The sequence below is a fragment of the Micromonospora solifontis genome (assembly GCF_003725545.1).
GTDB lineage: Bacteria > Actinomycetota > Actinomycetes > Mycobacteriales > Micromonosporaceae > Micromonospora > Micromonospora solifontis.
Genome location: NZ_RJLN01000001.1, coordinates 129,219 through 153,859, shown reverse-complemented (window position 1 = coordinate 153,859; position 24,641 = coordinate 129,219). Strand labels below are relative to the sequence as shown.

25 protein-coding genes are annotated in these 24,641 nt (G+C 71.3%); 22 read left to right on the top strand and 3 right to left on the bottom strand.

The genetic code is table 11. The annotated features are described in order from the left end of the window. Positions 1 to 28: 28 nt before the first annotated feature. Both EFE23_RS00755 and EFE23_RS00750 read right to left on the bottom strand, forming a co-directional pair. Complete coding sequence (locus EFE23_RS00755) at positions 29 to 973, bottom strand: serine hydrolase (RefSeq protein ID WP_123238888.1); 945 nt, start codon at positions 971 to 973, stop codon at positions 29 to 31. Next, positions 973 to 1,974, bottom strand: coding sequence for a barstar family protein (locus EFE23_RS00750; RefSeq protein WP_123238887.1), 1,002 nt, complete (start codon positions 1,972 to 1,974; stop codon positions 973 to 975). Before EFE23_RS00750 ends, EFE23_RS00755 begins: the two co-directional genes overlap by 1 nt. Before the next feature lie 370 nt (positions 1,975 to 2,344). Here EFE23_RS00750 and paaA point away from each other — a divergent pair, with 370 nt between their 5' ends. From paaA to paaE, 5 genes are read left to right on the top strand one after another with little or no spacing between them, the layout of a single operon-like run. After that, a complete protein-coding gene (paaA, locus tag EFE23_RS00745; RefSeq protein ID WP_123238886.1) occupies positions 2,345 to 3,409 on the top strand; it encodes a 1,2-phenylacetyl-CoA epoxidase subunit PaaA in 1,065 nt (354 codons plus the stop codon). Beyond that, a complete protein-coding gene (gene paaB, locus EFE23_RS00740) occupies positions 3,406 to 3,726 on the top strand; it encodes a 1,2-phenylacetyl-CoA epoxidase subunit PaaB (RefSeq protein WP_123238885.1) in 321 nt (106 codons plus the stop codon). Before paaA ends, paaB begins: the two co-directional genes overlap by 4 nt. Further along, positions 3,723 to 4,448 (top strand): 1,2-phenylacetyl-CoA epoxidase subunit PaaC, encoded by a 726-nt coding sequence (paaC, locus tag EFE23_RS00735; protein WP_123238884.1) that lies wholly within the window; start codon positions 3,723 to 3,725, stop codon positions 4,446 to 4,448. The genes paaB and paaC overlap by 4 nt, the downstream gene beginning before the upstream one ends. After that, complete coding sequence (gene paaD, locus EFE23_RS00730) at positions 4,445 to 4,924, top strand: 1,2-phenylacetyl-CoA epoxidase subunit PaaD (RefSeq protein WP_123238883.1); 480 nt, start codon at positions 4,445 to 4,447, stop codon at positions 4,922 to 4,924. Before paaC ends, paaD begins: the two co-directional genes overlap by 4 nt. Next, complete coding sequence (paaE, locus tag EFE23_RS00725; RefSeq protein ID WP_123238882.1) at positions 4,921 to 6,054, top strand: 1,2-phenylacetyl-CoA epoxidase subunit PaaE; 1,134 nt, start codon at positions 4,921 to 4,923, stop codon at positions 6,052 to 6,054. The genes paaD and paaE overlap by 4 nt, the downstream gene beginning before the upstream one ends. Before the next feature lie 200 nt (positions 6,055 to 6,254). Here the strand turns inward: paaE and EFE23_RS00720 are convergent, their stop codons facing one another. Beyond that, the gene (locus tag EFE23_RS00720; RefSeq protein ID WP_123238881.1) at positions 6,255 to 6,620 is read right to left on the bottom strand and encodes an LppU/SCO3897 family protein; all 366 of its coding nucleotides are present in this window, start codon (positions 6,618 to 6,620) and stop codon (positions 6,255 to 6,257) included. A gap of 249 nt (positions 6,621 to 6,869) precedes the next feature. Here EFE23_RS00720 and mqnC point away from each other — a divergent pair, with 249 nt between their 5' ends. The 17 genes from mqnC (at position 6,870) to nuoK (ending at position 24,635) form a co-directional block, all read left to right on the top strand. Beyond that, complete coding sequence (mqnC, locus tag EFE23_RS00715; RefSeq protein WP_123238880.1) at positions 6,870 to 8,060, top strand: cyclic dehypoxanthinyl futalosine synthase; 1,191 nt, start codon at positions 6,870 to 6,872, stop codon at positions 8,058 to 8,060. Positions 8,061 to 8,209: 149 nt separating this feature from the next. Beyond that, positions 8,210 to 9,445: a hypothetical protein gene (locus EFE23_RS00710; RefSeq protein WP_123238879.1), complete on the top strand. Its 1,236-nt coding sequence runs from the start codon at positions 8,210 to 8,212 to the stop codon at positions 9,443 to 9,445. A 228-nt stretch (positions 9,446 to 9,673) separates the two neighbouring features. Further along, positions 9,674 to 10,924 (top strand): COG1361 family protein, encoded by a 1,251-nt coding sequence (locus EFE23_RS00705; protein WP_123238878.1) that lies wholly within the window; start codon positions 9,674 to 9,676, stop codon positions 10,922 to 10,924. 92 nt (positions 10,925 to 11,016) lie between these two features. Next, positions 11,017 to 11,727 (top strand): demethylmenaquinone methyltransferase, encoded by a 711-nt coding sequence (locus EFE23_RS00700; RefSeq protein WP_123238877.1) that lies wholly within the window; start codon positions 11,017 to 11,019, stop codon positions 11,725 to 11,727. Positions 11,728 to 11,803: 76 nt separating this feature from the next. Beyond that, positions 11,804 to 12,022: a hypothetical protein gene (locus EFE23_RS00695; protein WP_123238876.1), complete on the top strand. Its 219-nt coding sequence runs from the start codon at positions 11,804 to 11,806 to the stop codon at positions 12,020 to 12,022. Positions 12,023 to 12,156: 134 nt separating this feature from the next. Beyond that, the gene (locus tag EFE23_RS00690; RefSeq protein ID WP_123238923.1) at positions 12,157 to 13,431 is read left to right on the top strand and encodes a geranylgeranyl reductase family protein; all 1,275 of its coding nucleotides are present in this window, start codon (positions 12,157 to 12,159) and stop codon (positions 13,429 to 13,431) included. A 134-nt stretch (positions 13,432 to 13,565) separates the two neighbouring features. Next, a complete protein-coding gene (locus tag EFE23_RS00685; RefSeq protein ID WP_123238875.1) occupies positions 13,566 to 13,931 on the top strand; it encodes an NADH-quinone oxidoreductase subunit A in 366 nt (121 codons plus the stop codon). 13 nt (positions 13,932 to 13,944) lie between these two features. Continuing rightward, positions 13,945 to 14,622, top strand: coding sequence for a NuoB/complex I 20 kDa subunit family protein (locus EFE23_RS00680; RefSeq protein WP_123238874.1), 678 nt, complete (start codon positions 13,945 to 13,947; stop codon positions 14,620 to 14,622). Beyond that, positions 14,619 to 15,350 carry an NADH-quinone oxidoreductase subunit C gene (locus EFE23_RS00675; RefSeq protein ID WP_123238873.1) on the top strand — a complete coding sequence of 244 codons (732 nt, stop codon included), beginning with the start codon at positions 14,619 to 14,621 and terminating at the stop codon, positions 15,348 to 15,350. The genes EFE23_RS00680 and EFE23_RS00675 overlap by 4 nt, the downstream gene beginning before the upstream one ends. Beyond that, a complete protein-coding gene (locus EFE23_RS00670; protein WP_123238872.1) occupies positions 15,347 to 16,672 on the top strand; it encodes an NADH-quinone oxidoreductase subunit D in 1,326 nt (441 codons plus the stop codon). Before EFE23_RS00675 ends, EFE23_RS00670 begins: the two co-directional genes overlap by 4 nt. Further along, entirely contained in the window at positions 16,669 to 17,760 is a 1,092-nt protein-coding gene (nuoE, locus tag EFE23_RS00665) for an NADH-quinone oxidoreductase subunit NuoE (RefSeq protein ID WP_123238871.1), read from the top strand. Before EFE23_RS00670 ends, nuoE begins: the two co-directional genes overlap by 4 nt. Continuing rightward, positions 17,757 to 19,073 carry an NADH-quinone oxidoreductase subunit NuoF gene (gene nuoF / locus EFE23_RS00660; RefSeq protein ID WP_123238870.1) on the top strand — a complete coding sequence of 439 codons (1,317 nt, stop codon included), beginning with the start codon at positions 17,757 to 17,759 and terminating at the stop codon, positions 19,071 to 19,073. The genes nuoE and nuoF overlap by 4 nt, the downstream gene beginning before the upstream one ends. Continuing rightward, positions 19,073 to 21,553 (top strand): NADH-quinone oxidoreductase subunit G, encoded by a 2,481-nt coding sequence (locus EFE23_RS00655; protein ID WP_123238869.1) that lies wholly within the window; start codon positions 19,073 to 19,075, stop codon positions 21,551 to 21,553. Before nuoF ends, EFE23_RS00655 begins: the two co-directional genes overlap by 1 nt. Beyond that, on the top strand, positions 21,550 to 22,908 hold the full coding sequence (gene nuoH, locus EFE23_RS00650; RefSeq protein ID WP_123238868.1) for an NADH-quinone oxidoreductase subunit NuoH: 1,359 nt from the start codon (positions 21,550 to 21,552) through the stop codon (positions 22,906 to 22,908). The genes EFE23_RS00655 and nuoH overlap by 4 nt, the downstream gene beginning before the upstream one ends. A gap of 1 nt (position 22,909) precedes the next feature. Next, on the top strand, positions 22,910 to 23,551 hold the full coding sequence (gene nuoI / locus EFE23_RS00645) for an NADH-quinone oxidoreductase subunit NuoI (RefSeq protein WP_123238867.1): 642 nt from the start codon (positions 22,910 to 22,912) through the stop codon (positions 23,549 to 23,551). Next, the gene (locus EFE23_RS00640; protein ID WP_123238866.1) at positions 23,548 to 24,321 is read left to right on the top strand and encodes an NADH-quinone oxidoreductase subunit J; all 774 of its coding nucleotides are present in this window, start codon (positions 23,548 to 23,550) and stop codon (positions 24,319 to 24,321) included. The genes nuoI and EFE23_RS00640 overlap by 4 nt, the downstream gene beginning before the upstream one ends. After that, the gene (gene nuoK / locus EFE23_RS00635; protein ID WP_123238865.1) at positions 24,318 to 24,635 is read left to right on the top strand and encodes an NADH-quinone oxidoreductase subunit NuoK; all 318 of its coding nucleotides are present in this window, start codon (positions 24,318 to 24,320) and stop codon (positions 24,633 to 24,635) included. The genes EFE23_RS00640 and nuoK overlap by 4 nt, the downstream gene beginning before the upstream one ends. Positions 24,636 to 24,641 lie beyond the last annotated feature (6 nt).

Below are 24,641 nucleotides of genomic sequence, written 5' to 3'. Positions count from 1 at the left end.
GCCGTCCGGGACGAACCGGCGGGTGGGATCAGGTGGCGTCGCGGAGCAGCGCCTCGGTGACCCGTTCGCAGGCCTTCATGCCGTAATCCCAGCTGCCGGTGGCGCTGAACGGGGTACGGACCATCACGCCCATCGTCCAGGTGTCGCCGATCGCCAGGCAGTTGACGTGGTATTCCCGCTCCTTCTGCCGGTCGATCCAGCCGTTCTTGATGGCGATCTGCTTCTGTTCGGCGGCGGGGAAAGCCTTACGGATGCCGAAGTCGCCGTCACCGCGGACCAGCCGCATCTCGTTGAGCAGCCACTTGGTCCACTTCGGCCCGGCGGCCCGGCCGTCGTCGATGCAGAGGCCGAGCCGCGCGGTGTCCCGGGGCGACAGCATCGTCCGGCTCCAGCCGCCGTCGCTGGCGACCTTGCTGTCGGTCAGCTTGCAGATCGAGATCAGCCGCTTGATCGAGGCCGAACCGCCCACGCTCTCGTAGAACTCCTGCGCCTTGGTGTTGTTGCTGTCGCGAATGATCTGCGTGGCGTCGTCCAGCTTCGCGTCGCTCGGGGTCTTCCCCGCCTCGGCGCTCCGGCGCAGGTAGTCCGCGACCACCCAGGCCTTGATCATCGAGGCGGTGGTGCTGGTCTCGTTCATGTTCGCCGAGCCGATGATCTTCCCGGTCCGCTTGTCCAGCACGGCCCAGGAGTACCAGCCCTTGATGCCGAGACCGTCGAGGTCCTGGGCCTGGAACGGCAGCGGCTCCAGCGAGGGCGAGGGCGACGGCGACGGCTGGGTACGGGTGCTCCGGTCGGTGGGCGTACCGGTGGACCGGCCGCTCGCGTTGCCGGTGTGCGAGGCGGCGGTGGGGCGGAACGGCGAGCCGGGCACGAACTGGAGCGAGACCAGCACCAGCCCGACCAGGATCACCGCGACCGCGCTGTAGGTCAGCGTGCGGTGGTCGCTGCCCGGCCGGCGGCGGGTGCCCGCCATCAGAGCTTCCCGACCGGCTGCTGCGGCACCTTGAGCGCGGCGCCGGGCTGCGGGGTGACCAGCTGGGTGGCCACGCTGGCGCAGACCTTCGCGCCGTACGACAGGCTGGTGCTGGCCGGGTAGCGCATCATCACCGCGAGGCTCCACTTGTCGGTGACCGCCAGGCAGTTGACGTGCCAGTTGTTGTCGTAGACGAGCTGGGTCCAGCCGTTCTTGATGCTCACCGGGCCCTGCGCCTTGATTTCGGCGGGCAGGCCGTCGATGATGCCCCACTTGCCGCCGCCGGACTTCTGCTGCTGGACCTTGACGCTGCCCCGGACGTTGGCCATCTCGTTCAGGACCCACTTGGTCCACTTGGGCCCGGCGGCCTTGCCGTCGGCGATGCAGTCGCCGAGCCGGACCGCATCCCGCGGGGACATCCTGGTGAAGCTCCACCAGCCGTTGTACATGGCGGGGGCGGGCGGTCCGCTGCGCTTGGTGTCGGTGAGGCCGCAGATCTTGATGGCCCGCTGGATCACCGGGTCCGGCTTGCCGTTCGGCTGCGGCTTGTAGGACCCGCCGGCCGCCTGGTAAACGGCGTTGGCCCCGTCGTCGTTGCTGTCCCGAATGGCCACACTCGCGGCCTTCTTGAGCGCGGCCGTCGGCTGCTTGTCGCCGAGCTGGCGCAGGTAGTCCGAGACGATCCAGGTCTTGAGCATCGACTCGGTGGAGTTGGTCTGGGCCATGTTCTTGGCGCCGCTGATCTCGCCGGTGGTCCGGTCCATCAGCGCCCAGGAGAAGAACTCGCCCTTGAAGTTCACCGAGACCGGACCGGCGGCCAGGGTCGGCGGGGGCGGCGTGCTGGGGGGCGGCGCGGGCACGTTCTCCGTGCCGCCGCCGATGCCGCCGAGGCTGGGCAGCGCGTCGCCGCCGGAGAGGCGGGCGTACGCGGCGGGCACCAGCATGCCGCCACCGAGGAGGACCGCGACGATGGCGAGCACCAGGGTCACGCGAGGTCGCATGAGTGGGCGAACTCCAGATGTCTGGCCGGGGGGACCGGCTGTTCCGAATGGGTACGGCCTGATCGCCGAGGCCGGGGGAGATGGCCTGGAACTCGGTGGCGATCGTCAGCAGCCGATCGGTGTGCCGGGCGAAGTCTACTTCCGGACCGGCCCGATGCCAGCACCCGGCGGCCGGCGACTCGCCATGAAGGCGGGACAATAGCCCTCTTTGCCGTGCTTGGGAGGATTCACCTTTCCCGCGTGGCCGACGTCACACAATTTCCGCAGGTCAGGCCGGTTGACCGTAAGCCGTCATCCGGTGACGGACGGTACGCCGGGAAACCTGTTACACCCTCTGGTGTCATCGGGCGCGAGCTGTAACACTGGCCTCATGTATGGCAACGACTTCGCCGCGCCCGAGGACGGCCCGGGCGGCGGCCTGCTCGGCGAGGTGGAGGCGGCGGAGGCGGCGCTGCGGGAGGCCGCGGCGCGGGCCCGGCGCGGTGGCCCGGCCCCGGACGAGGACCTCGACGGGTACTTCACGGACGTGATCGACGCGGATCAGAAGATCGAACCGCGGGACTGGATGCCGGAGGCGTACCGGAAGACCCTGATCCGGCAGATCGCCCAGCACGCGCACTCCGAGATCATCGGGATGCAGCCGGAGGGGAACTGGATCAGCCGCGCCCCCTCGCTCAAGCGCAAGGCGATCCTGCTGGCCAAGGTGCAGGACGAGGCCGGCCACGGCCTCTACCTCTACGCCGCGGCCGAGACCCTGGGCGTCAGCCGGGACGAGCTGGTCCAACTGCTGCTCGACGGCCGGCAGAAGTACAGCTCGATCTTCAACTACCCGACCCTGACCTGGGCCGACGTGGGCGCGATCGGGTGGCTGGTCGACGGCGCCGCGATCGTCAACCAGGTCCCGCTCTGCCGCTGCTCCTACGGCCCGTACGCCCGGGCGATGATCCGGGTCTGCAAGGAGGAGTCGTTCCACCAGCGGCAGGGCTACGAGATCCTGCACACCCTGGCGCACGGCACCCCGGCGCAGAAGGCGATGGCCCAGGACGCCGTCGACCGCTGGTGGTACCCCTCACTGGCGATGTTCGGTCCGCCGGACGGCGACTCGACGCACAGCGCCCAGTCGATGGCCTGGAAGATCAAGCGCTTCTCCAACGACGACCTGCGGCAGCGCTTCGTGGACATGTGCGTCGGGCAGGCGGAGGTGCTCGGCCTGGCCCTGCCCGACCCGGAGCTGCGCTGGAACGACGAGCGCCAGGCGTACGACTACACCCAGCCCGACTACGACGAGCTGATGCGGGTGATCAAGGGCGACGGCCCGTGCAACCGGGAGCGGATGGCGCACCGGCGCCGCGCGCACGCCGAGGGCGCGTGGGTACGGGAGGCCGCCGCGGCGTACGCGGCGAAGCAGAAGAACAAGGAAAAGGTGGCAGCGTGAGCGAGCGCAGCGAGCGAACCGACCAGCTCAGCGCGAAGGATCCTTCGCCTTTGTGGGAGGTCTTCGTGCGGGCGCGGCGCGGGCTGTCGCACACCCACGTCGGCAGCCTGCACGCCCCCGACGCCGAGCTGGCCCTGCGCAACGCCCGGGACCTCTACACCCGCCGCCAGGAGGGCGTCTCCATCTGGGTGGTGCCGGCGAGCGCGATCACCGCGTCCAGCCCGGACGAGAAGGACGCCTTCTTCGACCCGGCCGCCGACAAGGTCTACCGCCACCCCACCTTCTACGAGGTGCCGGACGGGGTGGCGCACCTGTGAACACCTTGTTCGACTTCACCCTCGCCCTCGGCGACGACGCGCTGATCGCCGCGCAGCGGCTCGGCGAGTGGACCTCCCGCGCGCCCGAGATGGAGGAGGACGTCGCGCTGGCCAACATCGCCCTCGACCAGCTCGGCGCGGCCCGCCTGCTGCTCACGTACGCGGGCGAGCTGGAGGGCGCCGGCCGGGACGAGGACGCGCTGGCGTACCTGCGCGACGACCGGGAGTTCCGCAACTGTCTCCTGGTGGAGCTGCCCAACGGGGACTTCGCGGTCACCATGGCGAAGCTGTTCTTCCTGGCCGCCTACCAGCTCCCGCTCTACACCGCGCTGGCCGGGTGCGCCGACGAGCGGCTCGCCGCGATCGGCGCGAAGGCCCGCAAGGAGTCCGCGTACCACCTGGACCACGCGGCGCTCTGGGTGAAGCGGCTCGGCGACGGCACCGAGGAGTCGCACCGGCGCATGCAGGCGGCGGTCGACCAGGTGTGGCCGTACACCCACGAGCTCCTCACGGCGGACCCGGCGGCGCCGGTCGACCCGGCCACCCTGCGGGCCGACTTCGACGCCACCGTCTCCGCCGTGCTGGACGAGGCGACCCTGACCCGCCCGGAGACCCGGTGGACCCCGGGCGGCGGACGGGACGGCGTGCACACCGAGCACCTCTCGTACCTGCTGGCCGAGATGCAGGTGCTGCACCGCGCCCACCCGGGGGCCCGCTGGTGACCACGCCGAGGGAGGCCGTGGCGGGGGTGGTGGACCCGGAGATCCGGGTCATCACCATCGACGAGCTGGGCATCCTGCGGTCGGTCGAGGAGGACCCGGCCACCGGCCGGATCGTGGTCACCATCACCCCCACCTACACCGGGTGCCCGGCGATGGACGTGATCCGGGCGGACATCCGCCGGGCGCTCGCCGCCGCCGGCCACCCCGACGCCGAGGTCCGGACGGTGCACGCCCCGGCGTGGAGCACCGACTGGATCTCGGAGCGCGGCCGGGCCAAGCTGGCCGCCGCCGGCATCGCCCCGCCCGCGTCCGCCGCCCGCGGCGGCAACGTGGTGCCGCTGACCCTCGCCGTGCGCTGCCCCCGCTGCGGCTCGCCGGAGACCGAGCAGGTCAGCCGCTTCGGCTCCACCGCGTGCAAGGCCCTCTGGCGCTGCCGCGCCTGCTCCGAACCCTTCGACCACCTGAAGGCGCTGTGACTGTCACCATCACCCGGCCGATCCGTCGCCGGCCGGCCTTCCACCCGCTGCCCGTCGCCGCCGTCGACCGGCTCACCGACGACGCCGTGGCGATCACCTTCGCCGTGCCCGAGGAGCTGCGGGAGACCTTCGCGTTCTCCGCCGGCCAGCACCTCACCGTCCGGCGTCCCGCCGGGGACGGGCCCACCGGCGCCACCGGCGCGGGCGGCGAGGACGTGCGGCGGTCGTACTCGATCTGCTCGACCCCGGACGAGCTGGCCCGGCACGGCCGGCTGCGGATCGGGGTGCGGGAGATTCCCGGCGGCGCCTTCTCCGCGTACGCCTGCGGCGCGCTGCGCGGCGGCGACACCGTCGAGGTGCTGCCCCCGCTCGGGCACTTCACCTCGGCCTTCGCGCCGGACCGGGCCCGGCGCTACGGCGCGGTGGTCGCCGGTTCCGGGATCACCCCGGTGCTCTCGCTGGTCGCCACGGCGCTGTCCGTCGAGCCGGCCAGCACCTTCACCCTGGTGTACGGCAACCGGACGGCGAACTCGGTGATGTTCGCCGAGGAGCTCGCCGACCTGAAGGACCGCTACCCGACCCGGCTGCACCTGGTGCACGTGCTCTCCCGGGAGCAGGGCGAGTCGCCGCTGCTCTCCGGGCGGATCGACGCCGAGCGGCTGACCCGGCTGCTGGACACCGTCGTCGGCGAGGGCGTCGAGGAGTGGTTCCTCTGCGGCCCGTACGCCATGGTGCTGGACGCCAAGGCGGTGCTCACCGGCCGGGGGCTGCCCGAGGCGGCGGTGCACACCGAGCTGTTCCACGTCGACGCGCCGCCGGAGCCGGTCCGCCGCCCGGCCGACGAGCCCGGCGCCGGCGCGGAGGTGACCATCGTGCTGGACGGACGCTCGTCGAGCTTCACCATGGGCCGGGACGAGCGGGTGCTGGACGCCGCGCTGAAGGTCCGCGGCGAGCTGCCGTACGCCTGCAAGGGCGGGGTCTGCTCGACCTGCCGGGCCAAGGTGGTCTCCGGTGAGGTGACCATGGCCCGCAACTACGCGCTGGAGCCGGACGAGGTGGCCGCCGGGTACGTGCTGACCTGCCAGTCCAGCCCGGTCACCGACAAGCTCACGGTCGACTACGACGCCTGAGACACGGTCCCGCCCTTCCCCTCGCGCGGCGAAGGGCGGGATGACTTTGGTGCGCCTACGAACTTGATGTCGCAGACGACTCACCGCCGCCGGGGTGGTGCGGCCCACACTCCGCGTCCCGCGCCACCCCGGGGCTGAGTCGTCCACGTCATCAAGTTCCTAGCGGCGCCGCGAGATGGGCCGCCTCCCGGCGGCGCTCCTCAACCGTTCTCGCCGAGGCAGAGCAGCAGCTCCCGCGAGTCGCGCTGCTCGGTGTAGCTGGCCACCGTGCCGGGGAACTGCGCGCACCGGGCGTCGTCGGCGCTGTCCTCGACCTTGCCCACCACGACGTAGCCGGCAGTCGGGTCGCCGCAGTCGACCACGCTGACATCCGGGCTCGTGCTCGGCCCGTCGGCGCGGACGCAGTCGCCGACCTCCGCGTAGGACGGGTCGGTGGAGATTCCCCAGGCGACCACGCCGGCGATCGCCACCGGCACGAGGAGGCCGAGTGCCGCGGCCCGCTGGAACACGGGCCGGCCGGGCACCGCGGGCGGGACGGGTGGTGGGTTGGTGAAGGGTGCGGTCACGACTCTTCCCTGGGAGAAGCCTGAGAGGACACCGCACCATAGGTGAGGATCGGCGCCCGCGGTGTCCCGTCGATCCGGCGAACCGGGCGTCGCCTTCGTCACCTACGACCGGCCGCTCCTGGACGCGGCCAAGCGGGTCGGTCTGCCGGTGGCCAGCCCCGGCATGGCCTGAGCCGGCCGGTGGGGCGTCCGTCACCCGGGGGTGGAGTGGCGTGCCGGCGTCCGGAGGGGCGACGTAGGCTCGGGAACGTGACGGTGAGCCGGGAGATCGACGACATCCTGCAGCGCGGCGCGGACGGCGGGCGGATCACGCCCGAGGAGGCCCTGCTGCTCTACACCGAGGCGCCCTTCCACGCGCTGGGCGAGGCGGCGGACGCGGTGCGCCGGCGGCGCTACCCGGACAACATCGTCACCTACCTGATCGACCGCAACATCAACTACACGAACGTCTGCGTGACGGCGTGCAAGTTCTGCGCCTTCTACCGGGCGCCGAAGCACAAGGAGGGGTGGACCCACCCCACCGAGGAGATCCTGCGCCGGTGCGGCGAGGCGGTCGAGCTGGGCGCCACCCAGGTGATGCTCCAGGGCGGCCACCACCCGGACTACGGCGTGGAGTACTACGAGGAGCTGTTCTCCGCGGTCAAGAAGGCGTACCCGCAGCTCGCCATCCACTCGATCGGCCCGAGCGAGATCCTGCACATGGCCAAGGTCTCCGGCGTGAGCCTGGACGAGGCGATCGCCCGGATCAAGACCGCCGGGCTGGACTCGATCGCCGGCGCCGGCGCCGAGATGCTGCCGGACCGGCCGCGCAAGGCGATCGCGCCGCTGAAGGAGTCCGGGGCCCGCTGGCTGGAGGTCATGGAGCTGGCGCACCGGCAGGGCCTGGAGTCGACCGCGACCATGATGATGGGCACCGGCGAGACCAACGCCGAGCGGATCGAGCACCTGCGCATGATCCGCGACGTGCAGGACCGGACCGGCGGCTTCCGGGCCTTCATCCCCTGGACGTACCAGCCGGAGAACAATCACCTCAAGGGCCGCACCCAGGCCACGACCATGGAATACCTGCGGCTGATCGCGGTGGCCCGGCTCTTCTTCGAGACGGTGCCGCACCTGCAGGCGTCCTGGCTGACCACCGGCAAGGACGTCGGGCAGCTCGCCCTGCACATGGGCGTGGACGACCTGGGCTCGATCATGCTGGAGGAGAACGTGATCTCCTCCGCCGGTGCCCGGCACCGCTCCAACCTGCACGAGCTGATCGGCATGATCCGTACGGCCGACCGGATCCCGGCGCAGCGGGACACCCTCTACAACCGGCTCGCGGTGCACTGGACGCCGGCCGACGACCCGAGCGACGACCGGGTGGTCTCGCACTTCTCCTCGATCGCCCTGCCGGGCGGCGGGGCCGGCCGGGCGCTGCCGCTCGTCGAGGTCAACTGAGCCGATAGGTCTCCCTCGATCGTCCGGGGGAGGTTCACGGTGGACGTTCGGCGGGTATCGCCCAGCGAACGGCGGTGATGGGCGGCGCGGCGCGGCGCCGGCGACTAGTGTCCGGTGCGGCCTGTCAGCCACGCCTCACCGGAGCGCCCATGACCCCGCACCGTCGATCGACGGCCCGGCTCGGTGCCGCCGTCCTCCTCGCCACCGGTCTCGTCCTGCCGGCGGCGCCCGCCCACGCCGAGGAGTCGGTGGTCGACATCGCCGTCGATGTCGTCGGCACCCGGCTCGCCGCCGGCACCACCGACAAGATCGCGGTGGTGAAGGTCAGCAACCACGGCACCGTCACGCCCGACCTCATCGCGATCGACTACACCGCCCGGGACTTCGACTACTCGAAGGTGCGGATCGACCCGCTGCTGGACGGCTGCGACGTCGACGGCGACGAGAAGGACGACCAGTGGAACTGCCCGCTGCGCGGGGACCAGATCCCCGGGCCGGGCGAGACCGTCGAGGTGCCGCTGCTGGTCTTCAAGACCACCGACAAGCTGACCGAGCCGTACCGGACCACACTCGCCGTCGGCGTGGTGCCGTGGAACGAGGGCAAGCCGCTCACCGACGCCAACCCGGCGGACAACGCCGACGAGTACGAGGTGGAACTGTCCACCGAGAACGGCGCCGACCTGACCGTGGTGGCCCCCGACATCAAGCGGGAGATCTCCCTCGAGGACGCCCGTGCGGGCAACCTGGCGGGCGCGCCGCTGAACCCGGGTGACAAGACGGTGGTCCTCGCGTACCTCGACAACCAGGGCGACTCGGTGATCAGCAACATCACCCTGAGGATGACCGTGCCGAAGGGGGTGACCTTCGACGGTATCCAGAGCGAGGAGTGCGGATTCAGCGACGACAAGCGGAACTTCCTGTGCCCGGTGGACGCCGAGTTGGTGCCGCACGAGCCGGTCGTGGTCATCCTTCCCGTGACGGTCTCGGCCGGGGTCAAGGCGCCGGTGACCCTGTCCGGCGGAACGGTGTCGGTGTCCGTGGGGGTGGACAACGGCCCGCCCAGCGAGGGGCAGCACAGCGCCCTGCCGTGGTTCCTGCACAAGGCTTCCGTCGGCTCGGCGCTCCGCCGGGAGATAGACGAGAGCGACAACGCGGATGACTTCGCCGTCGTCGTGACCGCGGCCGCCGCCGGCGGTGGCGGTGGCGGTGGCGGTGGTGACACGGGCGGTGGCCAGGACGACGGACTGCCGGTGACCGGCCCGAAGGCCGGGCTGATCGGTGCGATCGGGGCTTTCGTGCTGGCCGCGGGCACCGTACTCTTCCTCACGACGCGGCGGCGCCGGGTGCTCCTCGTGACGCCCGGTGACGAGAAGCCGACTGACTGAGGATCGTCCTCCATCGGCCCATGAGGGCCGTTCACATAACGCACGGCAGCAGGGGCGGGATGGTCGCACCATTCCGCCCCTGCTGTGTCCACCGTCCGGACGAGACGAACGACATTCACCGACGTGCCTCTGGCGTGGCGTGACGTCGCTTCGGTACCGTCCCTCCGTCCCGCAACCACGTGCGCGTACGTCCGCAACCTCGCGCACGTCCCTTACCCCGGGGGATTCATGACTTTCACCCATCGTTCAACCCTGGCCCGGGCCGGCGTCGTGGCGCTGCTCGCCGCCGGCGGCCTCACCGCCGTGGCCGCGCCGGCGCACGCCGCCGACCAGGCCGACCTCCAGCTGATCCCGCTCAGCTACCAGCTGGCCAAGGGCGTCAAGGAGGCCAAGGCCAAGCCGTTCAAGTTCCAGGTGGACAACACCACGGGCACGGTCGACGCCAAGGACGTCCGGGTCACCGTCGAGACCAAGGGCCTCAAGGACAAGAAGGTCGGCGTCCTCGTCCCCGCCGGCTGCGACACCGACGGCACCCGGTTCAGCTGCCTCCTCGGCGACCTGGCCGCCGGCACCACCGAGGACTTCGGCATCCCGCTCTTCTCCACCGGTGGCAAGGGCGCCGGCGGCACGCTGGTGGTGACCATCAGCGCGGCCACCGCCGACCCCGACCTGGAGAACAACACCGTCGAGCACGACATCACCGTCACCAAGCCCGGCTACGACCTCACCTCCTGGGTGCAGGACGTGTACGCGGACGTGACGGTCGACGCCGACGAGGCCGGCGAGTCGGGGCTGCGGCCGGTCAAGCCGGGTGAGACCGCGCCGCTGGACTGGGCGGTCTACAACGACGGCAGTCGCAAGGCCACCGGCCTCGCGTACGGCATCTTCCTGCCGGCCGGCGTCAGCTTCGCCGAGCTGCCCGAGGGCTGCGCCGAGCAGGTGCTGGGCGGCCTCGCCCAGGCGTACTGCGAGGACAGCGGGGTGGTGCTGCGGCCGGGCGAGTACTACACCGCCGACGTGCGGGTGAAGGTCGGCGCGGAGGTGACCGAGCCGGTGCTCCGCCCCGGTTTCTTCTTCGCCGAGGGGCTGGACGCCGTAGCGGGCGTGCCGGCCGAGCAGCCGCAGGTGGCCAGCAAGGCGCAGCGCAAGACGTTCAGCGAGGCCGACGACGGCGACAACGCCGCCCAGTTCGACGTGTTCGTCGACCTGACCACGCAGCCCAGCCCCGAGCCGACTCCGACCCCGACGCCGTCGGCGGAGCCGACTCCCGGCGGTACGCCGACCGCCCAGCCCACCGCGAGCCCGACCACCGGTGGCGGCGCCGGTGGTGGCGGCGGCCTGCCGGTGACCGGTGTGCAGGCCGGACTGATCGGCGGGATCGGCGCGGCCGTCCTGCTGGCCGGTGCCGTGCTGATGGTGCTGTCCCGTCGACGCCGCGTGGTCGTGGTGGCCCCGGGCGACGAGACGTCCGACGACTGACCGGTGACCGACGAGGGGCGGGATGGCTGACCATCCCGCCCCTCGGCGTACCCGGGGGCCGCCGGTCGGGGACCGGCTGGCAGAGTGGAGGGGTGAGCCGTACCCCGCAGGGCCAGCGCGCCAGCCTGGACAAGCAGCCGCACGAGGTCGCCGCGATGTTCGACGGCGTGGCCGCCCGCTACGACCTGACGAACACGGTGATGACCGCCGGTCGGGACCGGGCCTGGCGGCGGGCCACCCGGGAGGCGCTCGGCCTGCGCCCGGGGGAGCGGGTGCTGGACGTGGGGGCGGGGACGGGCGTCTCCACCGAGGAGTTGAGCCGTTCCGGCGCGTACGCGGTCGGCGCCGACCTCTCCCTCGGCATGCTCCAGGCCGGCCGCCGGACCCGGCCGTACGTGCCGCTGCTGGCCGGCGACGCGCTGCGGCTCCCCTTCCCGGACGCCACCTTCGACGCGGTGACCATCTCCTTCGCGCTGCGCAACGTGGTCGACACCCGGGCGGCGCTGCGCGAGTTCGCCCGGGTGACCCGCCCGGGCGGCCGGCTGGTGATCTGCGAGCTGAGCCATCCGGCCAACCCGTTCTTCCGCACCGCGTACCTGTCGTACCTGATGCGATGGCTGCCGGCCGCCGCCCGGGTGGTCTCCAGCAACCCCGACGCGTACGTCTACCTGATCGAGTCGATCCGGGCCTGGCCGGACCAGGCCGCCCTGGCGGCGCTGATCGAGGAGGCCGGCTGGGGGCGGGTCGCGTGGCGGAACCTGACCGGCGGGCTGGCGGCGCTGCACCGGGCGATCCGGGACTGAGGCCGACAGCAGGGGATAACCTGCTCTTTTCGTGAATATCCGTTTTTCGTCTACTTTGCCCCGTAGGCTCGCCCGCATGACGGGACCAGACCAGGCGGCCACGGACGACGACGCCGCCGAACTCATCGCCCAGCTGAAGGAGCTGGCCGGCGCGGATCCCGCCGACGTCCGTCAGGTGGTGGCCGAGGTGCTGGCCGCGCTCGACCGGGCCGCCGGGGGCGCGCTGCGCGAGCACCTGCCCGAGACCATCCGGGTCGATGCCGGCCTGGGACCTGCGAAAGCGGCCCAGCCGTGACGTCGAAATGGACCCCGACCGGCACGTTTCCGGGAAGTTAGGTACCCCTCACCACCTAGTCGTATGACCCCGGTCATAGACTCCAACCCGATCGGCTTGTGAAGCATTTCACGAGCATGCGGGAGGAGGCGCAGATGACCGCGGTGGAGAACGACGCCGACGTGATCGTCGTGGGCGCCGGTCCCGGAGGATCGGCAACCGCGTACCACCTGGCGCGGCACGGCGTGCGCGTGCTGCTGCTGGAGAAGACCGAGTTTCCCCGGGAGAAGGTCTGCGGCGACGGGCTGACCCCGCGCGCCGTGCGGCAGCTCATCCGGATGGGCGTGGACACCTCGCCCGAGGCCGGCTGGCTGCACAACAAGGGCCTCCGGGTGATCGGTGGCGGGGTACGCCTGGAACTGGACTGGCCGGATCTGGCCAGCTTCCCCAACTACGGCCTGGTCCGGACCCGGCTCGACTTCGACGACCTGCTCGCCCAGCGGGCCGTCGCCGCCGGGGCGAAGCTGCGGACCAGCGTGAACGTGATGGGTCCGGTGCTGGACGCGGACGACCGGGTGATCGGCGTGCAGGCCGAGGTGGGGCCGGAGAAGGAACCCGCCACCTTCCACGCCCCGCTGGTGGTCGCCGCGGACGGCGTATCCGGCCGTTTCCCGCTCGCCCTCGGCCTGGCCAAGCGGGAGGACCGGCCGATCGGCGTCGCCGTCCGCCGCTACTACCGCTCGCCCGCCAAGCACGACGACGACTACCTGGAGTCGTGGCTGGAGCTGCGGGCCAAGGGCAGCGACGAGCTGCTCCCCGGCTACGGCTGGATCTTCGGCCTCGGTGACGGCCGGGTCAACGTCGGTCTCGGCGTGCTCAACTCCTCCGCCGCCTTCGGCCGGACCAACTACCGGCGGCTGCTCACCGACTGGCTGGCCAACACCCCCGAGGACTGGGGGATGACCGACGAGACCAACGCGGAAGGGCCGACCCTCGGCGCCGCGCTCCCGATGGGCTTCAACCGGGTCCCGCACTACACCCGCGGCGTCCTGCTGGTCGGCGACTCCGGCGGCATGGTCAACCCGTTCAACGGCGAGGGCATCGCGTACGCGATGGAGTCCGGCGAGCTGGCCGCCGAGGTGATGGTGCAGGCGCTCGCCCGGCCCGCCGGCGCGGAGCGGGAGCGGGCGCTGATGGCGTACCCGCAGGAGCTCAAGGCGCGGTTCGGCGGCTACTACCGGCTGGGCGGGATCTTCGTGAAGCTGATCGGCCGGCCGGAGGTCATGCGGCTGGCCACCAAGCACGGCATGCCCCACCCGATGCTGATGCGCTTCGTGCTCAAGCTGCTGGCCAACCTGACCGACCCCCGGGGCGGGGACGCGATGGACCGGGTGATCAACGCGATGACGCGGGTGGCACCGGCCGTGTAGGACCACCGGCCCGGGGTCCATGACGGCCCCTGGGCAGGACAAAGATCGACCCCGCCGACCGAGGTCACGAGGGACGTGAATAGTGTGATTTTCGCCAACCACCGAGGCCAGGGAAGGACGAGCAGGAGACCACGATGACGCTCTCTCCTTACGCACCGATCATCGGGCTGTTCGCCCTCGCTGCGGGGTTCTCGCTGTTCTCCGTGGCCGCCGCCCGATTCGCCGGTCCCCGGCGACTGAACAAGGCCAAGCTCGAGGCGTACGAGTGCGGCATCGAGCCGAGCCCGCAGCCGGTCGGCGGTGGCCGGTTCCCGATCAAGTTCTACCTCGTGGCGATGCTCTTCATCGTCTTCGATATCGAGATCATCTTCCTCTACCCCTGGGCGGTCTCCTTCGACGCCCTGCCGATCTTCGGCTTCGTGGAGATGGTCCTGTTCATCGTCGCGGTCTTCGTCGCGTACGCCTACGTCTGGCGGCGCGGCGGCCTGGACTGGGACTGAGGGAGGCACGCGAATGGGTATCGAGGAGAAACTTCCCGCCGGCGTCCTGCTCACCTCCGTGGAGAAGCTGGTCAACTGGTCACGGAAGTCGTCCGTCTGGGGCGCGACCTTCGGCCTGGCCTGCTGCGCCATCGAGATGATGGCGGCCGGTGGCCCGCACTACGACATGGGCCGCTGGGGCATGGAGGTCTTCCGCGCCTCGCCCCGGCAGGCGGACCTGATGATCGTGGCCGGCCGGGTCAGCCAGAAGATGGCCCCGGTGCTGCGCCAGATCTACGACCAGATGGCCGAGCCTCGCTGGGTCATCTCGATGGGCGTCTGCGCCAGCAGCGGCGGCATGTTCAACAACTACGCGATCGTGCAGGGCGTGGACCACATCGTGCCGGTCGACATGTACCTCCCGGGCTGCCCGCCCCGGCCCGAGATGCTCATCGACGCGGTCCTCAAGCTCCGCGAGAAGATCATGTACGAGCCGCTCGGCCCGAACGGGCGGAAGATGCTCGAGGCCCGCAAGGAGCGCGGTGACGTGCCCGTGGTGCCGTACGGCTCGATGCCGTCCTCGTACCGCAGCGACAAGGCCCGGCGCGCCGAGTGGACCAAGGCGGTCCGCGAGGGCCGCGAGGAGCAGCTGCGGATCGAGAACTGGATGAAGGCGCAGAACCACCTCCACGCACACGGGGGCCCGAAGTGAGCAACGACAGCAACAGCACCGGGGGCGTACCGGTCCCGGTGACGCCGGCCGGCGCCAGCAGCACCGCCCCGGCCGAGTACCCGCCGGCCAGCCCGGCCGGGCGCGGCATGTTCGGCGTGCACGGCAGCGGCGACGTCTCCGGCTACGGCGGCCTGGTGCGGCCGCGCAGGCCGATCGAGGAGAGCCCCCGGCCGTACGGCGGTTACTTCGACGAGGTCCGGGACGCGCTGGAGGAGGCGTACCCCGAGTTCGGCGACGCGATCGAGAAGGTCGTGGTCGACCGGGGCGAGCTGACCCTGCACGTCCGGCCGGAGCGGATCGCCGAGGTCTGCCAGGTGATGCGCGACGACCTGGCGCTGCGCTTCGAACTCTGCTCCTCGGTGTCCGGCGTGGACTACCTGGGCGCGGACGGGCGCCGGCTGCACGTGGTCTACCAGCTCACCTCGATGACCTACCGGCGCCGGGTCCGGCTGGAGGCTGCGGTCTCCGCCGAGGACCCGCACCTGCCGAGCGTCACCGGCGTCTACCCGACCGCCGACTGGCAGGAGCGGGAGACGTACGACATGTTCGGCGTCGTCTTCGACGGCCACCCCGCCCTGACCCGGATCCTCATGCCGGACGACTGGGAGGGGCACCCGCAGCGCAAGGACTACCCCCTCGGCGGCGTGCCCGTCGAGTACAAGGGCGCGGAGATCCCCCCGCCAGACAAGCGGAGGTCTTACCAGTGACCACCTCGAACTACGCGACCGAGCGCGAGACCACCGAGGGCAAGGTCTTCACCGTCACCGGCGGGGACTGGGACCAGGTCGTCTCCGGCACGGACCCGATCAACGACGAGCGGATCGTCGTCAACATGGGTCCGCAGCACCCGTCCACGCACGGCGTGCTCCGGCTGATCCTGGAGCTGGAGGGCGAGACGGTCCGTGAGGCCCGCTCGGTCGTCGGCTACCTGCACACCGGCATCGAGAAGAACCTGGAGTTCCGCAACTGGGTCCAGGGCTCGACCTTCGTGACCCGGATGGACTACCTCTCCCCGCTGTTCAACGAGACGGCGTACGCGCTGGCGGTGGAGAAGCTGCTCGGCATCACCGACGACATCACCGAGCGCGCCACCACCATCCGGGTGCTGATGATGGAGCTCAACCGGATCTCCTCGCACCTGGTCTGGCTGGCCACCACCGGCATGGAGCTGGGCGCGATCAACATGATGTTGTACGGCTTCCGCGAGCGGGAGTACATCCTCGACATCTTCGAGACCATCACCGGCCTGCGCATGAACCACGCGTACGTGCGGCCGGGCGGGGTGGCGCAGGACGTGCCGGACGAGGCGATCGCCAAGATCCGCGACTTCCTCAAGCTGATGCCGAAGAAGCTCAAGGAGTACGAGGACCTGCTCTCCGGCCAGCCGATCTGGATCGAGCGCACCAAGAACGTGGCGGTGCTCGACGTGACCGCCTGCGTCGCGCTCGGCGTCACCGGCCCGGTGCTCCGTTCCGCCGGTCTCGCCTGGGACCTGCGCAAGACCATGCCGTACTGCGGTTACGAGACGTACGAGTTCGACGTCCCCACCCACACCGACGGCGACGTCTGGGGCCGCTACCTGGTCCGGCTCGCCGAGATGCGCGAGTCGCTGAAGCTGGTCGAGCAGGCGCTGGACCGGCTCAAGCCGGGCCCGGTGATGGTGTCCGACCGGAAGATCGCCTGGCCGGCCCAGCTGGCCATCGGCGTCGACGGCATGGGCAACTCGCTGGAGCACGTCGCCAAGATCATGGGTCAGTCGATGGAGTCGTTGATCCACCACTTCAAGCTCGTCACCGAGGGCTTCCGGGTCCCGCCGGGCCAGGTGTACGTCGGCATCGAGTCGCCCCGCGGCGAGCTGGGCGTGCACGCGGTCTCGGACGGCGGCACCCGGCCGTACCGGGTGCACTACCGGGAGCCGAGCTTCGTCAACCTGCAGGCCCTCCCGGCGATGGCCGAGGGCGGCCTGATCGCCGACGTGATCGCCGGTGGCGCCTCGCTGGACCCCGTGATGGGCGGATGTGACCGATGAGCGTTTTCACTGAAGAGACCCGGGCCCGGGCGCGGGAGATCATCGCCCGCTACCCGGCGGACCGGTCCCGCTCGGCCCTGCTGCCGCTGCTGCACCTGGTCCAGTCCGAGGAGGGGTACGTCTCCCCGGCCGGCGTCGAGTTCTGCGCCGAGGTGCTCGGCCTGAACAAGGCCCAGGTCGGCGCGGTGGCCACCTTCTACACCATGTACAAGCGCAAGCCCACCGGTGACTACCTGGTCAGCGTCTGCACCAACACGATGTGCAACGTGCTGGGCGGCCAGGAGGTCTACGACACCCTCGCCGAGCACCTCGGCGTCGGGCACGACGAGACCACCGGGGACGGCAAGATCACCCTGGAGCACGCCGAGTGCCTGGCGGCGTGCGACTACGGCCCGGTGATGACCGTCAACTACGACTTCTTCGACAACGTCGACGCGCAGACCGCGGTGGGCGTGGTCGACGAGCTGCGCGCCGGTGGCCGGCCGATGCCGACCCGGGGCGCCCGGCTCTGCACCCTGAAGGAGATGGCGATCCAGCTCGCCGGTTTCGCCGACGAGCGCGAGGGCGCGGTGGCCGACGGCGGGCCCGGCGAGCCGAGCCTGCGCGGGCTGCGCCTGGCCGAGCAGCACGGCATCTCGGTGCCGGGCTACGACCCGAACACGCCGATCCGCAGCAAGGCCGAGGCCGACAAGGCCGCCGCCGAGGCGAAGGCGAAGGCCGAGGCCGCGAAGCCGGCCCCGGCGCCCGAGCCGGCCAAGGCGGCCTCCGGCAGCACCGCGCCCGACGTCAAGGCGCCGGACGCCAAGTCGCCGCAGGTGCGTACCGCCGAGACCCGGCAGCCGGACGCCGGCACGGCCGTCCCGGACGCCCCGGGCACCAAGGTCCCGACCGACGGTGCGCCGCCGGCGCCCCGCGACGCGCAGGCGGCCGAGGCGGCCGGCGCGGCGGCCAACCCGCCGGCCGGTGACGCCAAGCCGGCCGGCGACGACGCCGGTGCGCAGCAGCGCAACCTGAAGGAAGCGGAGGCCGGGGCGGGCGCGAACGGCGCGGGCCCGGCGGTCGCGAGCGAGACGGGGGGCCAGAAGTGACCACTCCTCGGCCGGAGACGCTGGCCAAGCTGACGCCGGTGCTGACCAAGCGCTGGCTGTCGCCGGACGCCTGGCGGATCGGCACCTACGAGAAGCTGGACGGCTACGCCGCCCTGCGCAAGGCGCTCAAGGCCCACCCGGACGACCTGATCCAGCTGATCAAGGACTCCGGGCTGCGCGGCCGCGGCGGCGCCGGCTTCCCGACCGGTCTCAAGTGGGGCTTCATCCCGCAGGGCGACGGCAAGCCGCACTACCTGGTGGTGAACGCCGACGAGGGCGAGCCGGGCACCTGCAAGGACCTGCCGCTGATGACCCACGACCCGCACTCGCTGGTCGAGGGCGTCATCATCGCCTCGTACGCGATCCGGGCCAACCGCGCCTACATCTACATCCGCGGCGAGGCGGTGCACGCCGCCCGCCGGCTGCGCAACGCCGTTCAGGAGGCGTACGCCAAGGGCTACCTCGGGAAGAACATCCTCGGCTCCAGGTTCGACCTGGACCTGGTGGTGCACTCGGGCGCCGGGGCGTACATCTGCGGTGAGGAGACCGCACTGCTGGACTCGCTGGAGGGCTTCCGGGGCCAGCCCCGGCTGCGCCCGCCGTTCCCGGCGACCCACGGCCTGTACGCCAGCCCGACCGTGGTCAACAACGTGGGCACCATCGCCAGCGTGCCGTACATCGTGCTGGGCGGCGCCGACTGGTGGAAGACCATGGGTACGGAGAAGTCGTCCGGCCCGATGATCTACTCGCTCTCCGGCCGGATCGCCAACCCGGGCCAGTACGAGTGCTCGATGGGGGTCACCCTGCGCGAGCTGATCGAACTGGCCGGCGGCATGCAGCCCGGGCACAACCTGCGGTTCTGGACCCCGGGCGGGTCGTCGACCCCGCTGCTCACCGCCGAGCACCTGGACGTGCCGCTGGACTTCGAGGGGGTGGCGGCGGCCGGCTCGATCCTGGGCACCACGGCGACGCAGATCTTCTCCGACCAGGACTGCCCGGTGTACGCGACCTACCGGTGGATGGAGTTCTACCACCACGAGTCGTGCGGCAAGTGCACCCCGTGCCGCGAGGGCAACTACTGGATGGCCCGGATCTACCGGCGCATCCTGTCCGGCCACGGCACCTACGAGGACCTGGACACCCTGCTGGACACTTGCGACAACGTCCTGGGCCGCGCGTTCTGCGGTCTGGGTGACGGTGCGACCAGCTCGGTGACCTCGTCGCTGAAGTACTTCAAGCAGGACTACCTCGACTACATCGAGGGACGTACCGCGCCGAAGCTCTCCGACAAGCAGCTGGTTGGAGCCCACTGATGACGGACGTAGCCAAGCCGACCGAGACCGTCACCCTCACCATCGACGGCGTCGAGGTCACCGCGCCCAAGGGCACGCTGCTGATCCGGGTCGCCGAGCAGCTGGGGACCGAGATCCCGCGGTTCTGCGACCACCCGCTGCTGGCCCCGGCCGGTGCCTGCCGGCAGTGCCTGGTGGAGGTGGAGGGCCAGCGCAAGCCGGTCGCCTCCTGCACCCAGACCGTCGCCGACGGCATGGTGGTCCGGACCCAGCTCACCTCGCCGGTCGCCAAGAAGGCGCAGGCGGGGATCATGGAGCTGCTGCTGGTGAACCACCCGCTGGACTGCCCGATGTGTGACAAGGGCGGTGAGTGCCCGCTGCAGAACCAGGCGATGTCCACCGGCCGGACGGACTCGCGGTTCCACGAGCACAAGCGGGAGTACGTGAAGCCGCTGGAGATCAGCACGCAGGTGCTGCTCGACCGCGAGCGCTGCGTGCTCTGCCAGCGCTGCACCCGGTTCTCTGAGGAGATCGCCGGCGACAAGTTCATCGACCTGATGGGCCGGTCGTCCGCCGAGGAGATCAACATCTACCGGGACGACGCTTACGGCGAGGAGGGCGACGAGGGGGACGTCCCGTTCAACTCGTACTTCTCCGGGAACACGGTGCAGATCTGCCCGGTGGGCGCGCTGACCGGCGCGCAGTACCGGTTCCGGGCCCGCCCGTTCGACCTGGTCTCCACCCCCAGCGTCTGCGAGCACTGCTCCGCCGGTTGCGCCCAGCGCACCGACTGGCGGCGCGGCAAGGTGCTGCGCCGGCTGGCCGGCGACGACCCGGCGGTGAACGAGGAGTGGAACTGCGACAAGGGCCGCTGGGGCTTCCAGTACGCCCGGGCGTTCGACCGGCTCACCACCCCGCTCGTCCGCGACGAGCGGACCGGTGAGCTGCGCGAGGCGTCGTGGAGCGAGGCGCTGACCCGGGCCGCCGAGGGGCTGCGGGCCGCCCGGGACGGCGGGCAGGGCTCGGCGGTGCTCACCGGCGGCCGGCTGACCGTCGAGGACGCGTACGCGTACGCCAAGTTCGCCCGGGTCGCGCTGCACACCAACGACGTCGACTTCCGGGCCCGTCCGGTCTCCCGCGAGGAGGCCGACTTCCTGGCCAGCAACGTCGCCGGGGTCACCGACGTGACCTACCCGGACGTGGAGAACGCGCCCGCGGTGGTGCTGGTCGGCCTGGAGCCGGAGGAGGAGTGCCCGATCCTCTTCCTGCGGCTGCGCAAGGCGTACCTGAAGAAGAAGCTCACGGTCTACGCGATCGCGCCGTTCGCGACCCGCGGCCTGGAGAAGCTCGGGGCCAAGCTGGCCCGGGTGGTGCCCGGCGAGGAGGCCAGCGTGCTGGCCGAGCACGCCACGGTGGCCGAGGCGCTGGGCCAGCCGGGGGCGATCCTGATCGTCGGCGAGCGGCTCGGCGCGGTGCCGGGCGGGCTCTCCGCCGCGGCGGACATCGCCCGGCGTACCGGGGCCAAGCTGGCCTGGGTGCCGCGGCGCGCGGGTGACCGCGGCGCGGTCGACGCGGGCTGCCTGCCCAACCTGCTCCCCGGCGGACGGCCGGTCACCGAGCCCGCGGCCCGCGCCGAGCTGGGCGAGGCGTGGGACATCCCGGCCGGGGTGATCCCGAGTCAGGCCGGCCGGGACACCGACGCCATCCTCACCGCGGCCGCCAACGGTCAGCTCGGCGCCCTGGTGGTGGCCGGCGTCGATCCGGCCGACCTGGCCGACCCGCGCCTGGCCGAGCAGGCCCTCGACGCGGTGCCGTTCCTGGTCAGCCTGGAGCTGCGGATGAGCGCGGTGGCCCGCCGGGCGGACGTGGTCCTCCCGGTCGCCCCGGTGGTCGAGAAGGCCGGCAGCTTCCTGGACTGGGAGGGCCGGTTGCGCACCTTCGAGCGGGTGCTGGAGACGGACGCGATGAACGACGGCCGGGTGCTCGACGCGCTCGCCGCGCAGCTCGACGTCCGGCTCGGCACCGGCGACGTGATGAGCGTCCGCCGTGAGCTGGGCTCGCTGCCGCCGACCCGGGTCGACCGCCCGGGCGCCCCGGCGGTGGAGCCGGAGGCCGTGCCGCAGCCGGGTGCCGGGGAGGCCGTGCTGGCCACCTGGCACCAGCTGATCGACCTGGGCAGCCTCACCGACGGCGACGAGCACCTCGCCGGGACCGCCCGCCCGCCGGTGGTGCGGCTCGGCAAGGGCACCGCCGAGGCGATCGGGGTGGCCGACGGCGACCCGGTGACCGTGGGCACCGAGCGCGGTGCGGTCACCCTGCCGGCGGCGATCACCGAGATGCCGGACGGCGTCGTCTGGCTGCCGACCAACTCACCCGGCTCGACCGTCCGGCGCAGCCTCGGCGCGACGTCCGGGGACGTTGTCAAGGTTTCGGCCGCTGCGGTGGCCGCGGACGCGGCCGGTCGTCCGGGTCCGCTCCTCAACGCTGGGGGTGTTCGATGAGCCCGGTCCTCGCGGCCGCGCAGGATCCGACGCTGGCCGACTTCGGCAAGGACCCGTGGTGGCTGGTCCTCATCAAGATCCTGTTCGCCTTCGTCTTCGGCCTGCTGGCCACGCTGCTCGGCGTCTGGTTCGAGCGTCGGGTCGTCGGCCGGATGGCCGTGCGGCCCGGCCCGAACCAGGTCGGTCCGTTCGGCCTGCTGCAGACGCTGGCCGACGGCCTGAAGATGGCCTTCAAGGAGGACATCCTCCCGCGGGCCGCCGACAAGGTCGTCTACTTCTTCGCGCCGACCATCTCGGTGATCTGCGCGGTCACCGCGCTGTCGGTGGTGCCGTTCGGGCCGAAGGTCAGCATCTTCGGGCACTGGACGCCGCTGCAGGTCACCGACGTGTCGGTGGCGGTGCTCGTCCTGCTGGCCTGCTCCTCGATGGGCATCTACGGCATCGTGCTCGGCGGCTGGGCCTCCGGCTCGACCTACCCGCTGCTGGGTGGTCTGCGGTCCAGCGCCCAGATGATCTCGTACGAGGTCGCCATGGGGCTGAGCATCGTGGCGGTGTTCATGACCGCCGGCACGATGTCCACCAGCGGGATCGTCGCCGCCCAGGCGCACGGCTCGAAGCTGGACGTCCTCGGCTGGAACGTGACCGCCCCCGGCTGGTACGCGATCCTGCTGCTGCCGAGCTTCGTCATCTTCTTCATCGCCACGGTCGGTGAGACCAACCGGGCGCCGTTCGACCTGCCCGAGGCGGAGTCGGAGCTGGTCGCGGGCTTCATGACGGAGTACAGCTCGCTGAAGTTCGCGCTCTTCATGCTCTCCGAGTACGTCTCGATGGTGACCATGTCCGCGGTCACCACGACGCTCTTCCTGGGCGGCTGGCGGGCCCCGGCCCCGATCACCACCTTCTGGGCCGGCGCCAACTCCGGCTGGTGGCCGATGCTCTGGTTCTTCGGCAAGGTGCTGATCCTGGTCTTCGTCTTCGTCTGGCTGCGGGGCACCCTGCCCCGGCTCCGGTACGACCAGTTCATGCGCTTCGGCTGGAAGGTCCTGCTCCCGATCAACCTGGTCTGGATCCTGGTCCTGGCCGGCCTGCGCTCGATCGAGGACTGGCAGACCCGGGACCGGCTGGTCGCCACCGGCGTCGGCGCGGGCGTCCTGCTGCTGGCCACGCTCTTCTGGCCGAGCCGGAAGAAGGAGCCGAAGCCGCCGCTGCAGGAGCAGGTCAACAGCCGGCCGCACGGCAGCTTCCCGCTGCCACCGATGGACCTGCAGGTACCACCGAGCCCGCGCACCAAGCGCGTGGTCGCCGAGCGGGAGCCGGCCAACGTCGTCGCCGGCCCGGACTCCAGGGAGGTGTGACGTGGGCGCGATCACCGGAACGTTCAAGGGCTTCGGGGTCACCTTCTCGCACATGTTCAGGAAGGTCGTCACCACCGACTACCCGTTCAAGCCGCCGGTCTCGGCGCCGCGCTACCACGGGCGGCACATCCTCAACCGGCACCCCGACGGGCTGGAGAAGTGCATCGGCTGCGAGCTGTGCGCCTGGGCCTGCCCGGCCGACGCGATCTACGTGGAGGGTGGCGACAACTCCGAGGAGCAGCGCTTCTCCCCGGGCGAGCGGTACGCCAGCGTCTACCAGATCAACTACGCCCGCTGCATCTTCTGCGGGCTCTGCATCGAGGCCTGCCCGACCCGTTCGCTCACCATGAGCAACGAGTACGAGCTGGCCCGGGACAACCGGCAGGATCTGATCTTCACCAAGGAGCAGCTGCTCGCGCCGCTGCTGCCCGGGATGGAGCAGCCGCCGCACCCGATGCGGCTGGGCGAGAGCGAGAAGGACTACTACGTCGGCGGCCTGACCAACCCGGGTACCTCGGCCGGCGCCGAGCGTTCGCCGATGGGGCCCGGCCGGTACCAGGTGGACGAGCACCCCGGCGTGACGTTCCCGGGCGCCGAGCAGGCGGCCCAGCGGGCGGCGGCAGGCAAGGGAGACACGGCATGACCACGCAGACGGTGCTCGCCGAGGCGGCCTCGGTCGGCGGCGGCGAGGCGGTGACCTTCTGGATTCTCGCCCCGCTCGCCCTGATCGGCGCGATCGGCATGGTGTGGGCCCGCAACGCGGTGCACTCGGCGCTCTGGCTGGTGCTGACCATGCTCTGCCTGGGCGTGTTCTACGTCCTCCAGGCGGGGCCGTTCATCGGCATGGTGCAGATCATCGTCTATACCGGCGCGATCATGATGCTCTTCCTGTTCGTGCTGATGCTGGTCGGCCGGGACTCCTCCGACTCGCTGATCGAGACGCTGCGCGGGCAGCGTACGGCGGCGATCGTGCTGGCCCTCGGCTTCGCCGGGCTGGTCGGCACGGGCCTGTACCGGGCGCTGGACGGCGTCCGGGCGGTCGGCCTGGACAAGCCGAACGGCGAGGGCAACGTGCAGGGCATCGCCCGGCTGCTCTTCACCAAGTACGTCTTCGCCTTCGAGCTGACCTCGGCGCTGCTGATCACGGCGGCCGTCGGCGCGATGGTGCTGGCGCACGTCGAGCGGCGCAAGGCGGACCGGATGGACCAGATCGCCACCATGAAGGCCCGGTTCCGCCCCGGCAACTACCCGGGCCCGAAGCCCGGCCCGGGTGTCTTCGCCACCTCGAGCTCGGTGGCCACGCCGGCCCGGCTGCCCGACGGCAAGCTGAGTGAGCGGAGCATCCCGGAGATCCTGCCGGCGCGGGAGCTGACCGCCGAGGAAACCTCCCTGAAGGGGACGGAAAAGAAATGAGCAGCTTCTTCTCGGTCGAGCCGAACTACTACCTGGTCCTCGCCGCGGTGCTCTTCACCATCGGCGCGGTCGGGGTGCTGGTCCGGCGCAACGCGATCGTCCTGTTCATGTGCGTCGAGCTGATGCTCAACGCGGCGAACCTGACGCTGGTCACCTTCAGCCGGATCAACGGCGACCTGAACGGCCAGATCATGGCGTTCTTCGTGATGGTGGTGGCCGCGGCCGAGGTGGTGGTCGGACTCGCGATCATCATGTCGATCTTCCGGACCCGGCGCTCGGCCAGCGTCGACGACGCCAACCTGCTGAAGTACTGAGGGGCC